Raw genomic sequence first — 16755 nt, 5'->3', positions numbered from 1 at the left:
CCCTTTCATACATCTCTTTGATCATAAAAAATTCCCCTCTCGTAATCATGAACCATAGCTCCTCTCGTTGACACTATGGTTCTATTGTAAGTGGGGAATTTTATTCCGGCTATATTGGGGATTTTATCATCGGCTTTAACAGGGGTGAATAGTTACAAAAAGAGCACTCCTTCTGGAATGCTCTTTTTCACTCTATCACATAATTTTTTAACCCCACATGCCATCTTGCAATCACGTCAAATGTGCCATTGGCGACCTCATCCTCACCCGTCACAAGTATGAGTCTATGTTTCCGGGATCGAATGAAGTCGTGATCACCAAGGAAGCGAACATCCCCTATTTCGCTGCCCTGACCAAACGTGATGGTCATTGGCTGATTGTTAAGATGAGCGGTCAAGATACGTATTCGAAAAGGGGACAGGAGAACGGGGCGATGATTAGGGCATCACGATCAGAGACTTTGCCTGCATCAATCACTGGCGGCGATGTTGTAACTCAAGGTTTTTACACCTATTACTCCCGGCAAGGAGCTGTCAACTACGCCAATCGTTGGTGGAATGGACGTAACCCAAAGTACCGATCCTTTTCGAACGATTGTGCTAATTTTGTCTCGCAGTCTTTCTATGAAGGGGGCTCTGCTCGGCAAACTTGGGCGGAACCGTATGTTTGGTGGTACAATACCAAAGGGACTTCGGGAACCGGGGATGATGCATGGACTTACAGCTGGTCTGTGGCTCACGATCAAGCGTATCATCTTTCCCGCAATAACGAGACGGATGAGCACCGTGGCACGTACGTTGCGAAGGCAACTGATCTGCAATTGGGTGACAGCATATATTATGATTTTGACGGTGACGGCATCTTGGATCACAGCGCCATTGTCGTTGAGATCAAGAACGGTCAGCCGTATGTCAACTATCATACCAATGATACGTATCACCGTCATTGGGATTTGGGAGCCAAGACGACAAGGTTCCTCCATGTGACGGATTATTATTGGGTGAACTAACTAAGGAGTGCGATGATAGATAATCCAGCAACAATCCAGTCTGCTATGGACGCATTTCAAAGCTAAGATTCTGCTTAAGCTGTGGGAGCGGAGGAGGATGAAGTGCGCATAGGCATCCCGTTGGTTTTAATCCTTGTAATTGCTTTTTTTCAGGATGTCAGCAGCAACAGACTGTGCCAGGGTATCAAGACATCCCGCTGCATCCACAAGCGAGTGACATTCGTTCGGTGGATGAACGGGTGGAGTTTGTTGTTGCGTCTTCTTCGGCGGAGGAAGTGGCTGACTATTATCTTGACGAATTGGAGAAACGTCAATGGACTCAAGTTGACAGGTGGGGGTCAGCTTTCGTGTATGAGAAGAAGGGAAGGCAGATTTTGCTGGTCGTTACGGATGTGAAAAATCACGCGAAAGTGTCTGTCAGTCCGTTCCACCCGAATTGATCAAGACGTCAAACCGTTGCGAACAACCACTTTTGCCGCATCGAAGTCGGGAAGCCGCTCGCCAATGCGGTCGATGTCAGCCGGCAATATTGCAGGAAAAAAGGTGCCCCATGATATCAAGAAGGGGCACCGTTTCGTTTTGGTCAACGGTCGGTGACGACGATATACGCCGCTTTCATCGGCCCGTGGACGCCGACGACCAAGTTCATTTCAATGTCGGCCGAGTTGCTTGGGCCGGTGATGAAGTTGATGCACGACGGGACGAGCCCGCCTTTTTCGATTTGCTCGTGAATGACCGCCGCCGCTTGCGTCATGCGCGGCACGACCGTGCTTTTCGGGACGATGGCGATATATGTTTTCGGCAAAAAGTGAATGGCCCGCCCTTGTTCATTGCGCGAAAACAACACGACTGTCCCTGATTCCGCGAGCGTAATGTCGCTGAAGACGATGCCGACGTTCGCCTGCTCGGCGGCGTCAATGTTTTGGCGTCCAAGCGCCGGATTCCAAATATGGACGGTCGTTTGTTCCGCGGGCCATTCGTCGCGAAGCAAGGCGGACAGCCCGTACTCGGCAAAGCGCGGGTCATCCGGCACGATGACCGGACCGCCGCCATAGGCGGCCACTTGCCGCCTCAGCGCGCCGGCAAGTTCGGCGCTTGTCGTCTCGATGTAATCGGTATGGATCAATCCGCATTGTTTTTGCAGCACGTTCAGCAAGTCGTCTTGGCTATAGCCGGCAAACACCGTCCATTGCGGCGCATAATCCCATTGCGGCCGAGAGACGCCGGACAGGCGCGGGCTTCTCCCAAGGTGCTCGGCGATGGTTTGCAAAAACGCATCGCGGTTTTGAATGGTGCCACGCGTCATGATGGATTCCCTCCTTTTTGGCGTGTTTGGAACCAGTCACGGAACCGTTCTTTGCTCGGCGCCGGAAATTCGCGGCTTTCCGTCCACGCTTTGAGCGGGCCGGGGCCTTTTGTGATGCGCCCGTCTTCGACAAACGGGGCGAAGGCGCTTGGTGCCAACTTCGTGCCGAACCGGTACAATGACGGTGAGGCGGTCCCGAGACGAAACGCCTTCATCGCCAATTTTTCTGCGGCCGGCGCTTTTCCTTCGCGCTCCACGATGATTTGGCGATGTTTGATAAGCAGCTCATGAAGCGGAATTTTCACCGGGCACGCTTCCGTACAGGCGGCGCAAAGGGAGGACGCGTACGGAAGCTCCTAGTAGTCGTCGTAACCGCCCAAATGGACGACGACATTCGCGACCGGCTCGCCGACCGGCAAATCCGCGCCAATGGCGGCTGCGACGGGTTCCTAAATAAAATGAATATGCTTTGCTCCGCAATGTTTGGCGATTTCGTAAAAAGAGCGGCGCTCGACGGAGGTGGCGTGGAATGGGACGCTCATGACGATGTCTGGTTTTTTGAAAGCGAGGCCGAACTGTTTGAAGACTTGCTGCAACAGCGCCTTGGCGCGGTCAAAATCAGCGATCACGCCGTTTCGCAATGGATACGTCACTTCAACATGGGGAGAAGTCTTGCCGATCATTTGTTTTGCCTTTTGGCCGATTGCCATGAGCTTGTCCGCCTGGCGGTTATAGGCGACCGTTGCTGGTTCGTCAAACAGAAGCCCTTTCGTCTGGCTGAACAGCCTGACATTCATCGTCCCTAAATCAACGCCCAGCTGTGAGGAAGCGAACAACGGAAACACCTGCCTTTGTCAAAAATCGATGAACGGACAACCAGTCATCATCTATACCATTCGACAAGAGCCGCGGCTTTATGTCCATATTGTCGAAACGGGAGGGGGCAGCCGTTGCGGCTGGGGATCATAAAAAATTTTTTTTGTTTTCATGTATAAAAGACGAAAAGGGAGGAAATGAATAATAGCGTAACGTTTCCAGGTATTCCCCCGATCCCCTATGAATATATATTAGGCCCTCCGGTTTCGGAGGGCCGCTTTTTTGGCATAATAAAAACCCCCTGCCTATTAAGCGCGCTTAATATGGCAGAGAGCTTTTGCAATGAACCGCTACAGACGCTTGGCTCCGACATATCTTGTTTTCCAATAGCTGCTGTTTAAGCTGTCGATTTTGACACCGCGGGAAACGGCATGAATAACTTGATTGTTCCCAATATAGATGGCAACGTGGGAGACGCCTTTTGTCTGTTTCGAAGTGTCAAAAAACACCAAATCCCCTGGCTGCAATTTCGATTTATGTACGTATTTTCCTTTTTTATACATTTCTTTGGACGCGCGCGGCAACGTGACGCCGACTTTTTTATGGGTATAGTAAACAAATCCGGAGCAGTCAAATCCTTTTGGCGTTGTGCCGCCATACCGATACGGAGTGCCGACCAGTTTTTTGGCCTCGGCGATCAGCCTCGTCTTGTTGGCGGCTGCGTCAGAACTGGGAGTGCTTACAAAGAAGCAGGAAAAAAGAACGATGAATGCTACAGAAACAAGAGTGAGCCATTTTTTCATTTTCCCGAACCCCCGACAAAATCATTTTCCATTCGACGTTGTTTGATTACAGTATAACAGAGGAAAACAGTCTTGTTTTTTACAGTTGAATTAAATAATGTTACAGTGTGATTACAAATATATATAAGTTGCAATAAAGATTTTCCGATTGTTCGATTCTGTTTTCCTTCATAACAAGTCATTTTGATAGAATGCAGCGGGCGCTCTACTGGATGTAAAACAAAGTTCCAACTTATATATATTTCGTGGCAGCGCCAGCGACTGACTCCAATCGGAACGGCCGCATCGACGGCGAAAAGGAACAAGCGGTTCCACCTGGGACAGTTTACCGCCGCCATTTTCCAGAGATCGAAGAGGCGTTCCACGGCCGGTTTGCGATGGAACAGCATCCGACAACGGATGAATGGGGAAGGAGCATTCAAGGAAAAAAAGATGTCATCTTGCCGGCGATCATCCGCCTCGGGCATAATATAGGTGTCAAAGTGTTGGCCGAAGGGGTCGAAACGGAGACCGAAGCGGCCTATTTGCAAGGAAAACGGTGCGATGAGGCGCAAGGCTACTACTTTTCCCCACCGCTTCCGTATGATGAGTTTGTTCGCTTTTTGAAAGAGCAGCATGCGAGGCGGCGGGCGCAGGAGTTGACGTGAAATGGACGGATTTTGGCGCATCGCCGAGGAGAAAATTCGCGAGGCGATGAAAAACGGCGAGTTTGACAACTTGCCCGGCTTCGGCAAACCGCTTGAGATTGAAGACCTTTCCCGCATTCCAGAGGAGCTGCGGCTCGGGTATTTGTTGCTGAAAAATGCCGGCTATGTGAGGGAAGAAGCGGAGTTGCGCAAAGAGCTTTTGACGCTCGAGGACTTGCTTCGTTGCTGCGAGGATGACGAGAAAAAGCAGGAACTTACGAAAAAATGGACGGAAAAACAGCTTCGTTTTTCCGAACTGATGAAAAAACGGCAACCGGCAAACTCGAAGGCGTTGCGCGACTATGGGCGGCGTATTGAAGAGAAATTTCGCTAAACGTTTTTTTTCAACATGAAGGGGAGGACCTCGTTTTTGTAGGTCTTCCCATTTTTTATGCAAGGATATCCAAAAAACGGGGAAAATAGGGGAGGAGTAAATGGTTGGAAAGGAGGCGGCGCGAAGAAGAGCAAAAGCGGATGATGAATCCCAGCTGTCTAGTCGTGGGTGAATGGTAAGTGAAAGGAAAAGGAGTGAACATCGTGAGAAACGTATGGATTGCCTTTTTTGCTTCACTCATGCTGGCGATGCCGTCATGGGTGGCTGCCGGCAGCTATAAAGGAGAGGCAGCCGATGTGCATCTGCCGGTCGGCCATATGTGGGAGCACGACAGATTGGATGAGCAAAAGTGGATGGAGATGGTTCAAACGTATACGCCTGAACAGGCAGATGAATGGAAAAAAGTGCTCGACGAGCGGAACGCGTTGCGTCAGCAGTTGAACGATGAGAACGTGAAACAGGCCATTAAAGAAAAGTGCAAAAAGATGAAAAAAGAGCGTGAAGCGGCGTTTGACCGGCTCATCGATCAGCTGGCCAATAAAAAAATCACCAAAGAACAGTTTAAACAAGAGCTGAAACAGTTGCATAAAATGAAACGGTGGATGACGAAAGAAGAAAAACAACAGCTTCATCAGCTTCATGAACAAACGAGGCAAGCGATGGAGAACAATGATCAGGAGGCCATGAAAAAACTGCTCCCGCAATGGCTTGAGCATATGAAAAAGAAAAATGAACGGTTGGCGAAATGGCTTCAAGAAGTGAAACAAGGATGATATAATGAAGAAAAAGGCCGTGTTCGATGCACGGCTTCTTTTTTTACTTTTTGTTGTCAGCCAAGGCAGGCGGTCGGGGAAGATTGCGCCTGTTTGTGCGCAGAAACCGACTCAGTCTGCCTGATGGATGCCGGAATGGGGGGTTGCGCCGTGGGGTATCCGAGTGTTCTTCATGTGCGCGGCCGCCGCGCGGTCGTCGTTGGCGGCGGGAAGGTGGCGGCGCGGAAAGTTTACGGTTTGCTTGAAGCAGAAGCGGACGTTGTGGTAATCGCCCCGGAGGCGGTGCCGGACATTGAAGCGCTCGCGGCCAAAGGAGAGATCGTTTGGCGTAAGAAAACGTTCGCTGAAGACGACTTGGCAGGAGCGTTTCTTGTCATTGCGGCGACAAACGACCGGAATGTGAACGAAGCGGTGGCGCAAGCAGCAGCGCCCGGCCAACTCGTAAATGTCGTGGATGACCCGAAACGGTGTGATTTTCATGTTCCCGCTGTCATCCGCCGCGGTCCACTCACCATTGCCGTGTCGACCGGGGGGGCAAGTCCGGCGCTTGCCCGCCGCATCCGCCGCGAGCTTGAGGAGAAGTATGGTGAAGAGTATGAGCCGTATCTTCAATTTTTGCAGAAGGCCCGCGATATCATTTTGCGTGAGGTGGCGGACGATGCCGCACGAAAGCGGCTGTTTCGGGCGCTCGCTGCTGAGTCTTTCCGGCAGCGGGGCCGATGGGATGAAGAGTTGGCCCAGCTATTGGTGAACGAAAAAGAACGAAACGGGGAAAGAGGGAAAGAGCCATGAACATTCCGATGTATATTGTCGATGCGTTCACTGACCGGCCGCTTTTTAGTTGTACAACGGAAGTTGATAGCTGGTTCAGCGGCTCGGCGGGGTTTCGGTGAACGCGGAAACAAGGTGTCCTCATCGGGATGGACACCTTGTTCAAGGCGGGTTAGGCAGGTCAATCATCCCAACGGTACGTCCAAAACCGCTCTGTTTTGAGCCAGGCAAGCGCATCGCCGCGCTTGGAGGCTGCCTGCATCAGCCCTTCGGTTTGCGAACGGTGGGCGCGGATGGCGGCCAGCTTCGTCTCGATCACCGTGCTGACATCGCGGATGACGTCTGGCTGGCCAAGATCTTGTTCACAGTTTTTCGCAAACGCCACACAATGGACGGTCGGCCGTTCTTCTTTCGGCCAGCGCGTCAAGGCGCTGATGACTGCAGCGCCGCATGCATCGTGGTCAGGGTGAACGCTGTAGCCGGGGTAAAACGTGATGACGAGCGACGGGTTTGTTTCTGCCACGATGGCGGCAATCCGGTCAGCGAGTTCGTTTTCATCCTCAAATTCGACCGTTTTGTCGCGATACCCGAGCAGGCGCAAATCGCGAATGCCGAGAACGCGGCACGCTTCTTCCAGCTCCTGCTTGCGGATGAGCGGAAGCGTTTCACGGTTGGCAAACGGGGGCACGCCCATGTTTCGCCCCATTTCCCCAAGGGTCAGGCAGGCGTACGTCACCGGTGTGCCGCTTTGCACATGCTGGGCGATGGTGCCCGAAACGCCAAACGCCTCATCATCCGGGTGGGGAAACACAACAAGTACGTGTCGTTCCTTCATCGCAAGCCCCTCCTTATGCGAACGGCGTGTCGCTCAGCTCAAGAGCGACAGCCAGTTTCCCTTCGTAATCGTGTCCGGCCAACAACAATTGTCCTTCGTTCGTCCATTCCCAATGGGTCAGCCCTTCGGCGTACACCCAGCCGATTTGAAGCTTCAGCCCGACGCGGTACGGCCCCGGGCCGGTGATTTTGCCGCGGGTGAAGCGGATGCGAGCGTTGCGGATGTAAGCGCCGGCGGAAAAGAATCGTTCGTTATGATGAGAGGCGTACGCCCCGTTCGTCGTTTCCAAATGGATGTATACGTCGCGATTGGCGAAGCGATCCAACGCCTCTTGAACAGCGGCGGCGTCAATCGGCTGCACGCGGGGTCCCTCCTTTAGCTGTTTTCTATTATTGTACATGACCAAGGCATAGGAACGGAAATATTTCGTCTTTCATTGTATTTCATTGTATAATGAAGAACGGACACAGCTTGGACTCATCCGCACCTGAGAGGCGTTGAACAACGATTCAGCGAAAGGAAGGGTGAGGAGAAATGGGGTTTCAAGGCAATGGTGTCACGATGCTCAATTTTGACGGCACTTACCGGCCGCAAAAGCGATTGTTCCGCTTTCCGCACGAATGGATCGATCTGTCGGATGTGCCGGAGACGAATTTGTATTGCAGCGGGGAGGCTCTCGCCGAAATCGAACGGCGGCTGCGCCGTCGGCGGATGCGCGGAGCGGTTTTAATCGGGAACGGCAACTTCCATTATGTAAGCTATTTGCTCATAAAGGAGATGAAAGAGCCGTTTACGCTCGTCTTGTTTGACCATCATACCGATGCCGAAGGGGGGAGCGACCGCCTCATTTCATGCGGCTCGTGGGTCGCTTACGCACTCGGACATCCGCAGCTGCAAAAAGTCATCATTGTTGGTCCGTCATGTTCTCCAAGCCATCTTCGTTTATCTCCAAAGATTACAGTTCTTCCTTTCGATGATCACGATGAATGGCCGACGGCGCTTTTGGACGCTATTCCGACCGGGAGCGTCTATATCAGCATTGATAAAGATGCGCTGCGCCGCGAAGACTCCGTGACGAACTGGGATCAGGGGATGATGCCGCTTTCCCGGCTGCTCGCTTGTTTGCGCCTTCTGCTATTCTATAAAAAAGTGCTCGGCGTGGACATATGCGGGGAGTACCCGCAAGCGGCTGTCGATGTATTCCATCCGTTTTGCCGTGAAGCGCAGCAAAAAAATGAGCGTGCGAATACGGCCATTTTGGAGACGTGTTTTCAATATGCGGCGCCGCATTGCGGCCGGCTTAAGCAGGACGGATGGTGATCCCGCTTTTTCATTGGTGGAAAGAGCGCTTGACGGCAGACGGACAACGTCTGCGCTGGGAATAGATCCAAGCGGTGCAACAGTCAAATGCCGCTTCCGTACACAATGCGGAACTTAGTTTCGTCAGGGCGGACGGGGCGCGGCTCAACGTGCATGCGGGAAACTTTGGCAAACATCGTGCCGGCTTCAATCGTATCCAAAAACAGTTGGAGCGCGCTTTCATGCCCTTGGACTTCCATCTCCACCGTCCCGTCATCGTTGTTTTTCACCCAGCCGGTCAGCTGGCGTTTGAGCGCTTCGTGTTGGACGAAATAGCGAAACCCGACGCCTTGCACGCGCCCTTCGACCATGACATGAACCCGTTTCATCATGATTGAAGCCCTCCTTCGCTGCGGTCGCTTCGCTTCCATCATACCATGAAAAAAGGAGCTTGTCTGCTCAAGCTCCTTTTTTCGCTGCCGACAGCGCCTGCACCTGTTGTTGAATGAGCGTTACAAGCCGCGGATGATACCCTAAGTATGAGCATAAATGCCACTGTTGATCGGAAACAGGCATCGCTTGCAGCTTCCGTTCGACTGTTTTCATTAAAACGCCGGTAAACAGCAAATACGGCACGATAAAGACGCGCCGGTATATGGATGCCTGCGCCCGCTTGAACCCTTCGTCAAGCGTCGGGCGGATGGCGGCGAGAAAACAAACGTCAACGTGCGGCACGCTCGTTTTTTCTTGCAAGCGCCGGGCGATAGCGGCGATGTCGCGCTTCGTATCCGGGTCGCTGCTGCCGCGGCCAATCAGCAGAACCATTGATTCATGGTCAAGCGGCGCCGGCTGCTCGCCGATGCGGTCGATGATGATGTCAATCATTGCATCGTGGACGCCAAACGGCGCTCCGCAGACGATCTCCAAAGACGGATGGCGCTGTTTCGCTGCTTTAAGCGCAGCCGGAATGTCCTGTTTGGCATGTCCGGCGGATAGAAGCAGCAACGGGATGACGATCACACGGGTTGCCCCTTGGGCGGCGCAACGGTCAACGCCGGTCGCAATATCCGGCTCAGCCAGCTCAACGAAGCACAGTTCTTGAATCGGGATGTCGATGGCCGCCTTGCATTGTTCAACGAAGCGGGCTGCTTCTCGGCGCGCAGCCGGAACCCGGCTGCCGTGGCTGACGTACAAAATGGCTTCCATCGCCATTGCCTCACGAGGTGGCGCCAGCGGCTGCCGATGATGACAACAACCGCTCAAACCATTGAATGTTGGCGCGCAGCCGGACGACATCCCCGATGATGACCATGCTTGGATTTTCGATGCGTTCTTTGGCGGCAATAGCGGCGATTGTCGACAGCGTGCCGGTGACCGTGCGCTGGATGGGGGTCGTTCCCCACTGAATGATCGCCGTCGGCGTATCCGGCGCCTTGCCGTATTTAATCAGCTGACCGCAAATGTATGGCAAATTGTGGACGCCCATGTAAATGGCGATCGTATCAATGCCTTTGGTGAGGCTTTCCCACTTAATGTCTTCGCGGGTTCCGTCGCGGCGATGCCCCGTGACAAAGGCGACGCTGGAGCTGAACTCGCGATGGGTGACAGGAATACCGGCGTAAGCGGCCGCCGCGATGGCCGATGTGACGCCAGGGACGATCTCAAACTCGATCCCGTGCTGAACGAGCGCTTCCGCCTCTTCACCGCCGCGCCCGAACACAAACGGATCGCCGCCTTTTAAACGGACAACTGTTTTTCCTTTTTTTGCATGCAGAACGAGTGAACGGTTGATCGTTTCCTGCTGCATAGCATGGTAGCCGGGCAGCTTGCCGCAAAAAATGAGTTCAGCGTCTGGCTTGGCATATGCCAGCAAGTCCTCATTAATGAGGCGGTCGTACAAAATGACGTCGGCTTGTTGAATGCATTTCAACCCTTTGACGGTAATGAGTTCCAGATCGCCGGGGCCGGCCCCGACCAAATATACTTTCCCCATCGTTGTTTCAGCCCTTTCTGTCGTGATCCCGTCAGCTGCCGGCAGCAGCGCAAACGTTCCGTTGATGTTCATTGTAAACGCCTGGCCGTGGCATGAAAACGACTTTGTAAAATCGTCTCCCACTCTTTTTTCGAGTGGGAAACACGGTATCGTTAATGGGTTTCCAATGCGGGGATGAATCCGCGCTCCCGCAAATACGCGAGCACTTGCTCGACACATTCGTCCACCGAATAACGATGCGTTTCGATGGTCAGCTCCGGCGCTTCCGGCGCTTCATACGGCGAATCGATGCCGGTGAATTCGCGGATTTCCCCGCGGCGCGCTTTTTGATACAGCCCCTTTGGATCGCGCTTCTCGCACTCCTCAATCGGGCAGTTGACATATATCTCAATGAATTCGTCTTCCTCGACTAAGCGGCGAACGAGCGCCCGGTCTTCGGCAAACGGCGAAATGAATGCCGTTAACACGAACTGGCCGCTGTCGACAAACAGTTTGGCGACTTCGCCGATGCGGCGGATGTTTTCTGTCCGATCGGCGGCGGAAAAGCCGAGGTCTTTATTGAGCCCGTGGCGGATATTGTCACCATCGAGAACGTAATTTTGAATGCCAAGCTCAAACAGCCGTCTGGAGACGGCGTTCGCCACCGTCGATTTGCCGGATCCGGACAGGCCGGTGAACCAAAGGACGGCGCTATGATGGCCGTTGCGTTGGCGGCGATCTTCTTTTGTCACCGATGTATGATGCCAAACGATATTCGTGCTCATCTCGCTCCTCCTTTAGCGTGTCGACGGGGTGACCGTTTCGCGTTCTTGCAGCCCTTTGATCAAAACGGCGGCCACTTCCGGACGGCTGAATGTGCTCGGCGGCACTTGGCCGTTACGCAACATTTCACGGACTTTCGTGCCAGAAAGGACAACGTGATATTGCGCGTCGTGCGGGCATGTTTTCGTCGATGCCATGCCTTCGCATTTCGTGCAATAAAAGCTGTGTTCGAAAAAGAGCGGTGTAATGCCGAGCTCTTCGGCTGTAAAGTTCGAGAAGATTTTTTGCGCATCATACGTGCCGTAATAGTTGCCGACGCCCGCATGGTCGCGGCCGACGATGAAGTGCGTGCAGCCGAAGTTTTTCCGCACCATGGCATGGAAAATCGCTTCGCGCGGACCGGCATAGCGCATCGCAGCTTGGAAGACGCCCAAGAAAACGCGGTTTTTCGGATAATAGTTTTCCAGCAGCACTTGATAGCTTTCCATCCGGATGTCGGCCGGAATATCGTCCGCTTTCGTTTCGCCGACGAGCGGGTTTAAAAACAAGCCGTCCACGATTTCAAGCGCGCATTTTTGAATGTATTCATGGGCGCGGTGAACCGGGTTGCGTGTTTGGAAGCCGACGACGGTATTCCAGCCGAGTTCGGCAAATCGTTTCCGCGTTTCGGCCGGATCGAAATAAAACGGAGCAAACTGGCCTTTGTCGGTCCGTTTGACGAGCGTAACCGCTCCGCCGACGTACACATCTGGTTTTTCAAACAGCTTGCGCACGCCCGGGTGAGCGAGTTCATCGGTTTTATAGACGAGCTTGGCTTCTTTCGTTTTATCCGGGCGGTAAATATCGGTGATTTCAATGACGCCGTAGACGTCGCCGCCATAAACGAGTTTCGCTTTGTCGCCGACAGTGAGTTCACTCGCTTTTTCTTCCGTCACCGCCAGCGTGATTGGAATGCTCCAGACAGTGCCATCAGCGAGGCGCATCGTTTCTACGACCGCATCGTAATCGGCTTTCGTTAAAAACCCGGTGAGCGGGCTGTAGGCGCCTGTGCCGATCAGCTCAAGGTCGCTTAGTTCGGCTTTGGACAGCTCGATCGTTTTCGTTGCTTCATCGATTGGGTAATCCGGATTCCAACGGTTGATCAATGTGCCGCCATGCGGAATGCTCAAACTCATGTTCATAACCTCCTAGATTGATAGATGTTCATTAAATGCCGCCGCCATGTTCATGAAGCGAACGCTCTTCTTCGGCGACTGTTTTTTTTAAGCTGATGACGCCAAGCGTCGCCAGGCAGACGCTGAAGATGGCAATCACCGTGTAAACATCGCTGTCAAGCAACAGTTTCACAAGGCTGTACGAAATGACAAGGGAAAATATTGGCGAAACAAACCACACTTTCAACAGTTGCACGACAATCCGCTTTTGCCAAATCGACATCCCGCTTTTCGCCGTGCCGATGCCGATGATCGCCGATGTCGTAATCTGCGTAAGCGGAACAGGCAAACCAAACAGCGACGAAATGATGACGAGCACGGCTCCCGTGCCGGAAATGGCGATTCCTTCAAACGGGGAGAAGTTTGTAATTTTCTTTCCGTTTGTTTCTAACACGCGATGCCCAAGCAACAGGGCGTCGGCAGCGACAAACAAGCCGCCGAAGATAGTTGCCGGCCCGACCGCCATCAGCCCGGCGCCGACGAGCGGCCCGACGGCATTGGCCACATTGTTCATGCCGGCGGAAAACGCCTCGAGAAAGCCCGTGACAACGAGCAAGGCCATGAATGTTTTTTGCCAGCGCCCTTGTTCAAGCTGCGGATATTTTCGCTTGAGCGTCAAAAACCATTTGCCGACAGCCAGCGTAAACGAAAAGGCGACGATCGGGATCACGATCCATACCGACACGATAAACAGCAGCTTATGAAAGTACAACGCCTGATAGGCGATGCCAACACCGACGACTGATCCAACGGTGATCTCGCTCGTCGAGAGCGGAATGCCCATGATGTTCGCCGCAAAAAGTGAAATGGCCGCCGCCGTTAAAATGATGACGACGATTTTGACGGTGAGGATCGAAGACGGAATAATGCCCGACCCGATCGTTTTCACTACTTCTCCGCCGCCAAGGCTGCCGAGAAACACGCCGATGCCGCAAAGAAGGAGGGCCATCGACTTTTTCGGAATGGCGCCCGACCCGTACGCGACGCCCATCGAGGCGGCCGCGCCGCTCGCCCCGATGTTCATGGCGAAGAAAAAGGACACAATAAAGGCAATGGCAAGGAGCATATAGTTGTTCTCCCCTTATGTGAGATGGAGCCCGCACTCCGTTTTCCCCTGGCCGGCCCAGCGCCCGGAGCGCAAATCGTTCGGATCCGATGCCGGCGCTGTGCAAGGGGCGCAGCCGATGCTCGGGTAGCCCCGGTCATGGAGCACGTTGTACGGAAGACCTTGTTTATATACGTAATTCCAAACGTCTTTCCACGTCCAATGAATGAGCGGGCACACTTTAATGGAGCGGAATTTGTCGTCTTTATTGATGTACTCGACATGGCGCCGCGTCGGCGACTGTTCGCGGCGCAAGCCGGAAATCCAGGCGGTGACGCCGGTCAAGACTTCCCGCAGCGGAATGACTTTGCGCAACTCACAGCATTTGTTCGGATCGCGTTTCCATAGTTCATCGCCGAACTGTGCAGCCTGCTCCTCCAGCGTCAAGTGCGGCTGTTTCATCACGATGCGGAGCGACGGGTATTTTTCCTGTACGTTCGCGATCGTGTCGTACGTCTCTTGGAAATGCATCCCTGTATCCAAAAAGACGATTTCCGCATCCGGCTTGACTTGGAAAATCAAATCAATGAGCACAATCCCTTCAATGCCGAAACTGCACGCATAGACAATGTCATCGCCGTATTCGCGGTACGCCCAAGCAAGGACAGCCAACGCCCCTTTCGTTTCATCATCGGACGGAAAAGACGGTTTTTCGGCCGTTTCCCATTGGTCATATGTGAGCATCGTTTCCCCCTCCTTAAAAAACAAAGAAAATCAACATAATTAGTCGGATATTCATCCGGCAACGGGCAGCCTGGCGATAAAAATGCCCCTTCCATTTCGGAAAGAGCGGAAGAACGAGGGACGCCTTATCTTCCAAAATGGATCCCATTTTGCTGGAATTAGCACCTTGCCAAACGCGGCAGGTTGCCGGAGTTCATCGGGCCAGTCCCTCCCCCGCTCTTGATAAGCGTATGTAATTTATATTGATTAAATTTTAACACAATTGGCGCTAATGTCAATCCTAGTTTTTCGATAGGAATTTTTTTATATACATAGGCAGCTTCGCGATGCTTCCATCCGGTGACGGAAGGAGAGGATTACCGCTTGCGCAGGCTTCCGAGCTCCTCAACAATGGCCTGTATTTCGCTTGAACTGAACGTTTCACGCTTCATGACCATGTCGTAAATGTCTTTCAGTTCGTCATACCATGCCTCGGAAAAATGGGCCGGCTTAATCGCATCAAAATTGAGCACTTTTAATTTTTTCTTCAGTTGTTCAACGATATATTCGACGTTTTCTGCGGACGGTTTCGATAAATCCATGGTTTCGCTCCTTTCGTGGCAGGTTATCATGTATTGTACCACACCGGCGGTGAAAAAGGGGAGAGGCAATATAGTCCGCGCCAGCGTTAGGTGGTAAAATATAGGTGCATGTGCACGAGCTGCTAGAAAGCAGCTATCAAGCGCTTGGATGAAAAGGGAAAACTAATGCCAAGAAAACGGGATGGAAAGGAGTGGCTGCTTCGATGGTCAAAGTGTTGTTTGTTTGCCTCGGCAACATTTGCCGTTCGCCGATGGCGGAAGCGGTATTCCGTCATTTGGTGAACGAACGGGGGCTTGACGGACAGATTGTCGTTGATTCAGCGGGAACGGGCAGCTGGCATGTCGGGGAGCCGCCGCATGAGGGGACAAGGCGGATTTTGAGTGAAAACGACATTGACTATTCCGGCATCCGCGCCCGGCAAGTCGGGCGCCGCGACTTGGAGGAATTTGATTACATCATCGCCATGGACGCCGCCAATTTGAGCGATTTGCACCGGCTCGCCGGGCCGAATTCGCCGGCGGTGATCGCCCGGCTGCTTGATTTTGTCCCGGATCGGGAAAAAGACGATGTGCCGGATCCGTATTATACCGGGAATTTTGCCGAAGTGTACCGCTTGATTCGCTCCGGCTGCGAGCATTTGCTTGACGCGATCGTCCGCGATCATCGGCTGGCCCCTAGGGAAAGAAAATGATGAAAAAACGGAAAAGGAGGGCGACCCGTGTTGGTGGATATGACGTTCATCCGCGAGTTGGCCCGGCGCTTTACGGAGGATGAAGTTCCGCGGCTGTCGGCGGAATTGGCGTATTACTTTCTGTTGTCGTTGTTCCCGTTTTTATTGTTTTTAATGACGCTGCTGGCTTACTTGCCGATCCCGCACGAAGATGTGCTTATGCTTGTGCGGCAGTATGCGCCGAAAGAAGCGCTTCATCTGATCGAGACGAATGTCCACCGTCTGATGGATGAGCAAAACGGAAAGCTGCTGTCGTTAAGCATTATCGGCGCCATTTGGTCGGCATCGAACGGCATGAGCGCCATTATGCGGGCGTTAAACCGCGCATATGACGTACAAGAGGACCGTCCGTTTTGGGTTGTGCGGGGCCTGTCGATTGTGCTGACGATCGGGATGATCGCGGTCATTATCGTTATGCTTGTATTGCCGGTATTCGGGCGGATGATCGGTTTGTTTTTGTTTTCCACCCTCGGGTTGTCGCAGCCGTTTTTGACGATATGGAACACATTTCGCTGGGTGACGAGCGTGATCATCTTGTTTGTTGTTTTTACCGCCCTTTATTATTTTGCCCCGAACAAACAGCTGCGTTGCGTCAATGTCGTGCGCGGCGCTTTGTTCGCCACCGCCGGCTGGATTGCGATATCATGGGCGTTTGCCTATTATGTCAACCATTTTGCTGACTATACAGCCATGTACGGAAGTCTCGGCGGGATGATTGTGCTGATGATTTGGTTTTATTTATCGGGCATGATTCTCGTGTTAGGAGGGGAAATGAACGCCATTTTCGATTGTGAACGTGAAGGAAGAAAGCGGCTCCGTTGATGTGCATAAATGCTCCGCAAACCGGATAACGTAACGATGCGGGGGATTTTGATACAGGGGGGATTGCGATGACGAAGCACACGAAAAAAGACGGGGGTACGAAGCAAAAAGGGAAAAACAGGCCGAAACATAAAACGAGCGGCAGCGCCAACGGCCAAAACGGCTATCATTAGAAAAGGGGCTGACCCAAAACGCGATTGCGTTTTGGGATCAGCCCCCACTTTTTTGCCT

General features: G+C 52.8%; 20 protein-coding genes, 3 pseudogenes and 1 riboswitch. Of the genes and pseudogenes, 9 read left to right on the top strand and 14 right to left on the bottom strand.

Features of this window, described 5'->3' with window-relative positions; all coding sequences use genetic code 11:
- Positions 1-310 precede the first annotated feature (310 nt).
- Positions 311-1009: an amidase domain-containing protein gene (locus IKE44_RS02435; protein WP_231107650.1), complete on the top strand. Its 699-nt coding sequence runs from the start codon at positions 311-313 to the stop codon at positions 1007-1009.
- A 173-nt stretch (positions 1010-1182) separates the two neighbouring features.
- Positions 1183-1449, top strand: a complete 267-nt coding sequence (locus IKE44_RS02430) for a hypothetical protein (RefSeq protein WP_231107651.1) — start codon at positions 1183-1185, stop codon at positions 1447-1449.
- A gap of 143 nt (positions 1450-1592) precedes the next feature.
- On the opposite strand, the gene IKE44_RS02425 is transcribed toward IKE44_RS02430, so the two are convergent.
- The 4 genes and pseudogenes from IKE44_RS02425 to IKE44_RS02410 form a co-directional block, all read right to left on the bottom strand.
- Entirely contained in the window at positions 1593-2315 is a 723-nt protein-coding gene (locus IKE44_RS02425) for a LutC/YkgG family protein (protein WP_049626122.1), read from the bottom strand.
- Positions 2312-2695: pseudogene (locus IKE44_RS02420) on the bottom strand (lactate utilisation protein LutB domain-containing protein); the annotation flags it as partial. The pseudogene IKE44_RS02420 and the gene IKE44_RS02425, both read right to left, overlap by 4 nt.
- Positions 2690-3151, bottom strand: a pseudogene (locus tag IKE44_RS02415) (rod shape-determining protein); the annotation flags it as partial. The pseudogenes IKE44_RS02415 and IKE44_RS02420, both read right to left, overlap by 6 nt.
- 330 nt (positions 3152-3481) lie before the next feature.
- Positions 3482-3934, bottom strand: a complete 453-nt coding sequence (locus IKE44_RS02410; RefSeq protein WP_049626124.1) for a C40 family peptidase — start codon at positions 3932-3934, stop codon at positions 3482-3484.
- 416 nt (positions 3935-4350) lie between these two features.
- On the opposite strand from IKE44_RS02410, the pseudogene IKE44_RS02405 reads away from it, so the two are divergent.
- From IKE44_RS02405 to IKE44_RS02390, 4 genes and pseudogenes are all read left to right on the top strand, one after another.
- Positions 4351-4581 (top strand): annotated as a pseudogene (locus IKE44_RS02405) (EAL domain-containing protein); the annotation flags it as partial.
- Position 4582: 1 nt separating this feature from the next.
- On the top strand, positions 4583-4954 hold the full coding sequence (locus IKE44_RS02400) for a DnaJ family domain-containing protein (RefSeq protein WP_033013933.1): 372 nt from the start codon (positions 4583-4585) through the stop codon (positions 4952-4954).
- A 203-nt stretch (positions 4955-5157) separates the two neighbouring features.
- The gene (locus IKE44_RS02395; protein WP_033013934.1) at positions 5158-5727 is read left to right on the top strand and encodes a PX domain-containing protein; all 570 of its coding nucleotides are present in this window, start codon (positions 5158-5160) and stop codon (positions 5725-5727) included.
- Between the two features lie 150 nt (positions 5728-5877).
- Complete coding sequence (locus IKE44_RS02390; RefSeq protein ID WP_287464912.1) at positions 5878-6519, top strand: precorrin-2 dehydrogenase/sirohydrochlorin ferrochelatase family protein; 642 nt, start codon at positions 5878-5880, stop codon at positions 6517-6519.
- A gap of 160 nt (positions 6520-6679) precedes the next feature.
- Here IKE44_RS02390 and bshB2 read toward each other — a convergent pair whose 3' ends face one another.
- The gene (gene bshB2 / locus IKE44_RS02385; RefSeq protein WP_033013937.1) at positions 6680-7333 is read right to left on the bottom strand and encodes a bacillithiol biosynthesis deacetylase BshB2; all 654 of its coding nucleotides are present in this window, start codon (positions 7331-7333) and stop codon (positions 6680-6682) included.
- 13 nt (positions 7334-7346) lie between these two features.
- Positions 7347-7694, bottom strand: coding sequence for a YojF family protein (locus tag IKE44_RS02380; protein WP_025949074.1), 348 nt, complete (start codon positions 7692-7694; stop codon positions 7347-7349).
- 173 nt (positions 7695-7867) lie between these two features.
- Between IKE44_RS02380 and IKE44_RS02375 the strand changes: the two genes are divergently transcribed.
- The gene (locus IKE44_RS02375; RefSeq protein WP_033013938.1) at positions 7868-8653 is read left to right on the top strand and encodes an arginase family protein; all 786 of its coding nucleotides are present in this window, start codon (positions 7868-7870) and stop codon (positions 8651-8653) included.
- A gap of 83 nt (positions 8654-8736) precedes the next feature.
- Here the strand turns inward: IKE44_RS02375 and IKE44_RS02370 are convergent, their stop codons facing one another.
- The 8 genes from IKE44_RS02370 to IKE44_RS02335 all read right to left on the bottom strand — a co-directional run bounded on the left by IKE44_RS02370 (position 8737) and on the right by IKE44_RS02335 (position 14971).
- The gene (locus IKE44_RS02370; protein WP_033013948.1) at positions 8737-9021 is read right to left on the bottom strand and encodes an acylphosphatase; all 285 of its coding nucleotides are present in this window, start codon (positions 9019-9021) and stop codon (positions 8737-8739) included.
- 70 nt (positions 9022-9091) lie between these two features.
- A complete protein-coding gene (locus IKE44_RS02365; protein ID WP_033009575.1) occupies positions 9092-9838 on the bottom strand; it encodes a sirohydrochlorin chelatase in 747 nt (248 codons plus the stop codon).
- A gap of 10 nt (positions 9839-9848) precedes the next feature.
- Positions 9849-10625 (bottom strand): uroporphyrinogen-III C-methyltransferase, encoded by a 777-nt coding sequence (gene cobA, locus IKE44_RS02360; protein ID WP_287464915.1) that lies wholly within the window; start codon positions 10623-10625, stop codon positions 9849-9851.
- A gap of 152 nt (positions 10626-10777) precedes the next feature.
- Entirely contained in the window at positions 10778-11389 is a 612-nt protein-coding gene (gene cysC, locus IKE44_RS02355; RefSeq protein ID WP_049624336.1) for an adenylyl-sulfate kinase, read from the bottom strand.
- Between the two features lie 12 nt (positions 11390-11401).
- On the bottom strand, positions 11402-12562 hold the full coding sequence (gene sat / locus IKE44_RS02350) for a sulfate adenylyltransferase (protein WP_287464910.1): 1161 nt from the start codon (positions 12560-12562) through the stop codon (positions 11402-11404).
- Between the two features lie 31 nt (positions 12563-12593).
- Positions 12594-13667: a sulfate permease gene (locus tag IKE44_RS02345; protein WP_287464908.1), complete on the bottom strand. Its 1074-nt coding sequence runs from the start codon at positions 13665-13667 to the stop codon at positions 12594-12596.
- Between the two features lie 15 nt (positions 13668-13682).
- A complete protein-coding gene (locus IKE44_RS02340) occupies positions 13683-14390 on the bottom strand; it encodes a phosphoadenylyl-sulfate reductase (protein ID WP_049624339.1) in 708 nt (235 codons plus the stop codon).
- 122 nt (positions 14391-14512) lie between these two features.
- A riboswitch (SAM riboswitch) is annotated at positions 14513-14619 on the bottom strand.
- A 127-nt stretch (positions 14620-14746) separates the two neighbouring features.
- On the bottom strand, positions 14747-14971 hold the full coding sequence (locus IKE44_RS02335) for a DUF1128 domain-containing protein (protein WP_049624340.1): 225 nt from the start codon (positions 14969-14971) through the stop codon (positions 14747-14749).
- Between the two features lie 203 nt (positions 14972-15174).
- On the opposite strand from IKE44_RS02335, the gene IKE44_RS02330 reads away from it, so the two are divergent.
- Both IKE44_RS02330 and IKE44_RS02325 read left to right on the top strand, forming a co-directional pair.
- Entirely contained in the window at positions 15175-15663 is a 489-nt protein-coding gene (locus tag IKE44_RS02330) for a low molecular weight protein-tyrosine-phosphatase (protein ID WP_287464905.1), read from the top strand.
- A gap of 39 nt (positions 15664-15702) precedes the next feature.
- Complete coding sequence (locus tag IKE44_RS02325; protein ID WP_375153655.1) at positions 15703-16524, top strand: YihY/virulence factor BrkB family protein; 822 nt, start codon at positions 15703-15705, stop codon at positions 16522-16524.
- The last annotated feature ends 231 nt before the right edge of the window (positions 16525-16755 follow it).

Origin of the sequence: Geobacillus sp. (assembly GCF_017515625.1) — a bacterium.
Lineage (GTDB): Bacteria > Bacillota > Bacilli > Bacillales > Anoxybacillaceae > Geobacillus > Geobacillus stearothermophilus.
This window is presented reverse-complemented; position numbering and strand designations above follow the sequence as displayed.

Excerpts from the sequence above, each read along its gene's own strand:
- IKE44_RS02425 (WP_049626122.1), bottom strand. The coding sequence starts at position 2,315 with ATGACGCGTGGCACCATTCAAAACCGCGATGCGTTTTTGCAAACCATC.
- IKE44_RS02410 (WP_049626124.1), bottom strand. The coding sequence starts at position 3,934 with ATGAAAAAATGGCTCACTCTTGTTTCTGTAGCATTCATCGTTCTTTTT.
- IKE44_RS02400 (WP_033013933.1), top strand. The coding sequence starts at position 4,583 with ATGGACGGATTTTGGCGCATCGCCGAGGAGAAAATTCGCGAGGCGATG.
- bshB2 (WP_033013937.1), bottom strand. The coding sequence starts at position 7,333 with ATGAAGGAACGACACGTACTTGTTGTGTTTCCCCACCCGGATGATGAG.
- IKE44_RS02375 (WP_033013938.1), top strand. The coding sequence starts at position 7,868 with ATGGGGTTTCAAGGCAATGGTGTCACGATGCTCAATTTTGACGGCACT.
- IKE44_RS02370 (WP_033013948.1), bottom strand. The coding sequence starts at position 9,021 with ATGAAACGGGTTCATGTCATGGTCGAAGGGCGCGTGCAAGGCGTCGGG.
- IKE44_RS02365 (WP_033009575.1), bottom strand. The coding sequence starts at position 9,838 with ATGGAAGCCATTTTGTACGTCAGCCACGGCAGCCGGGTTCCGGCTGCG.
- cobA (WP_287464915.1), bottom strand. The coding sequence starts at position 10,625 with ATGGGGAAAGTATATTTGGTCGGGGCCGGCCCCGGCGATCTGGAACTC.
- cysC (WP_049624336.1), bottom strand. The coding sequence starts at position 11,389 with ATGAGCACGAATATCGTTTGGCATCATACATCGGTGACAAAAGAAGAT.
- sat (WP_287464910.1), bottom strand. The coding sequence starts at position 12,562 with ATGAGTTTGAGCATTCCGCATGGCGGCACATTGATCAACCGTTGGAAT.
- IKE44_RS02345 (WP_287464908.1), bottom strand. The coding sequence starts at position 13,667 with ATGCTCCTTGCCATTGCCTTTATTGTGTCCTTTTTCTTCGCCATGAAC.
- IKE44_RS02340 (WP_049624339.1), bottom strand. The coding sequence starts at position 14,390 with ATGCTCACATATGACCAATGGGAAACGGCCGAAAAACCGTCTTTTCCG.
- IKE44_RS02335 (WP_049624340.1), bottom strand. The coding sequence starts at position 14,971 with ATGGATTTATCGAAACCGTCCGCAGAAAACGTCGAATATATCGTTGAA.
- IKE44_RS02330 (WP_287464905.1), top strand. The coding sequence starts at position 15,175 with ATGGTCAAAGTGTTGTTTGTTTGCCTCGGCAACATTTGCCGTTCGCCG.
- IKE44_RS02325 (WP_375153655.1), top strand. The coding sequence starts at position 15,703 with ATGACGTTCATCCGCGAGTTGGCCCGGCGCTTTACGGAGGATGAAGTT.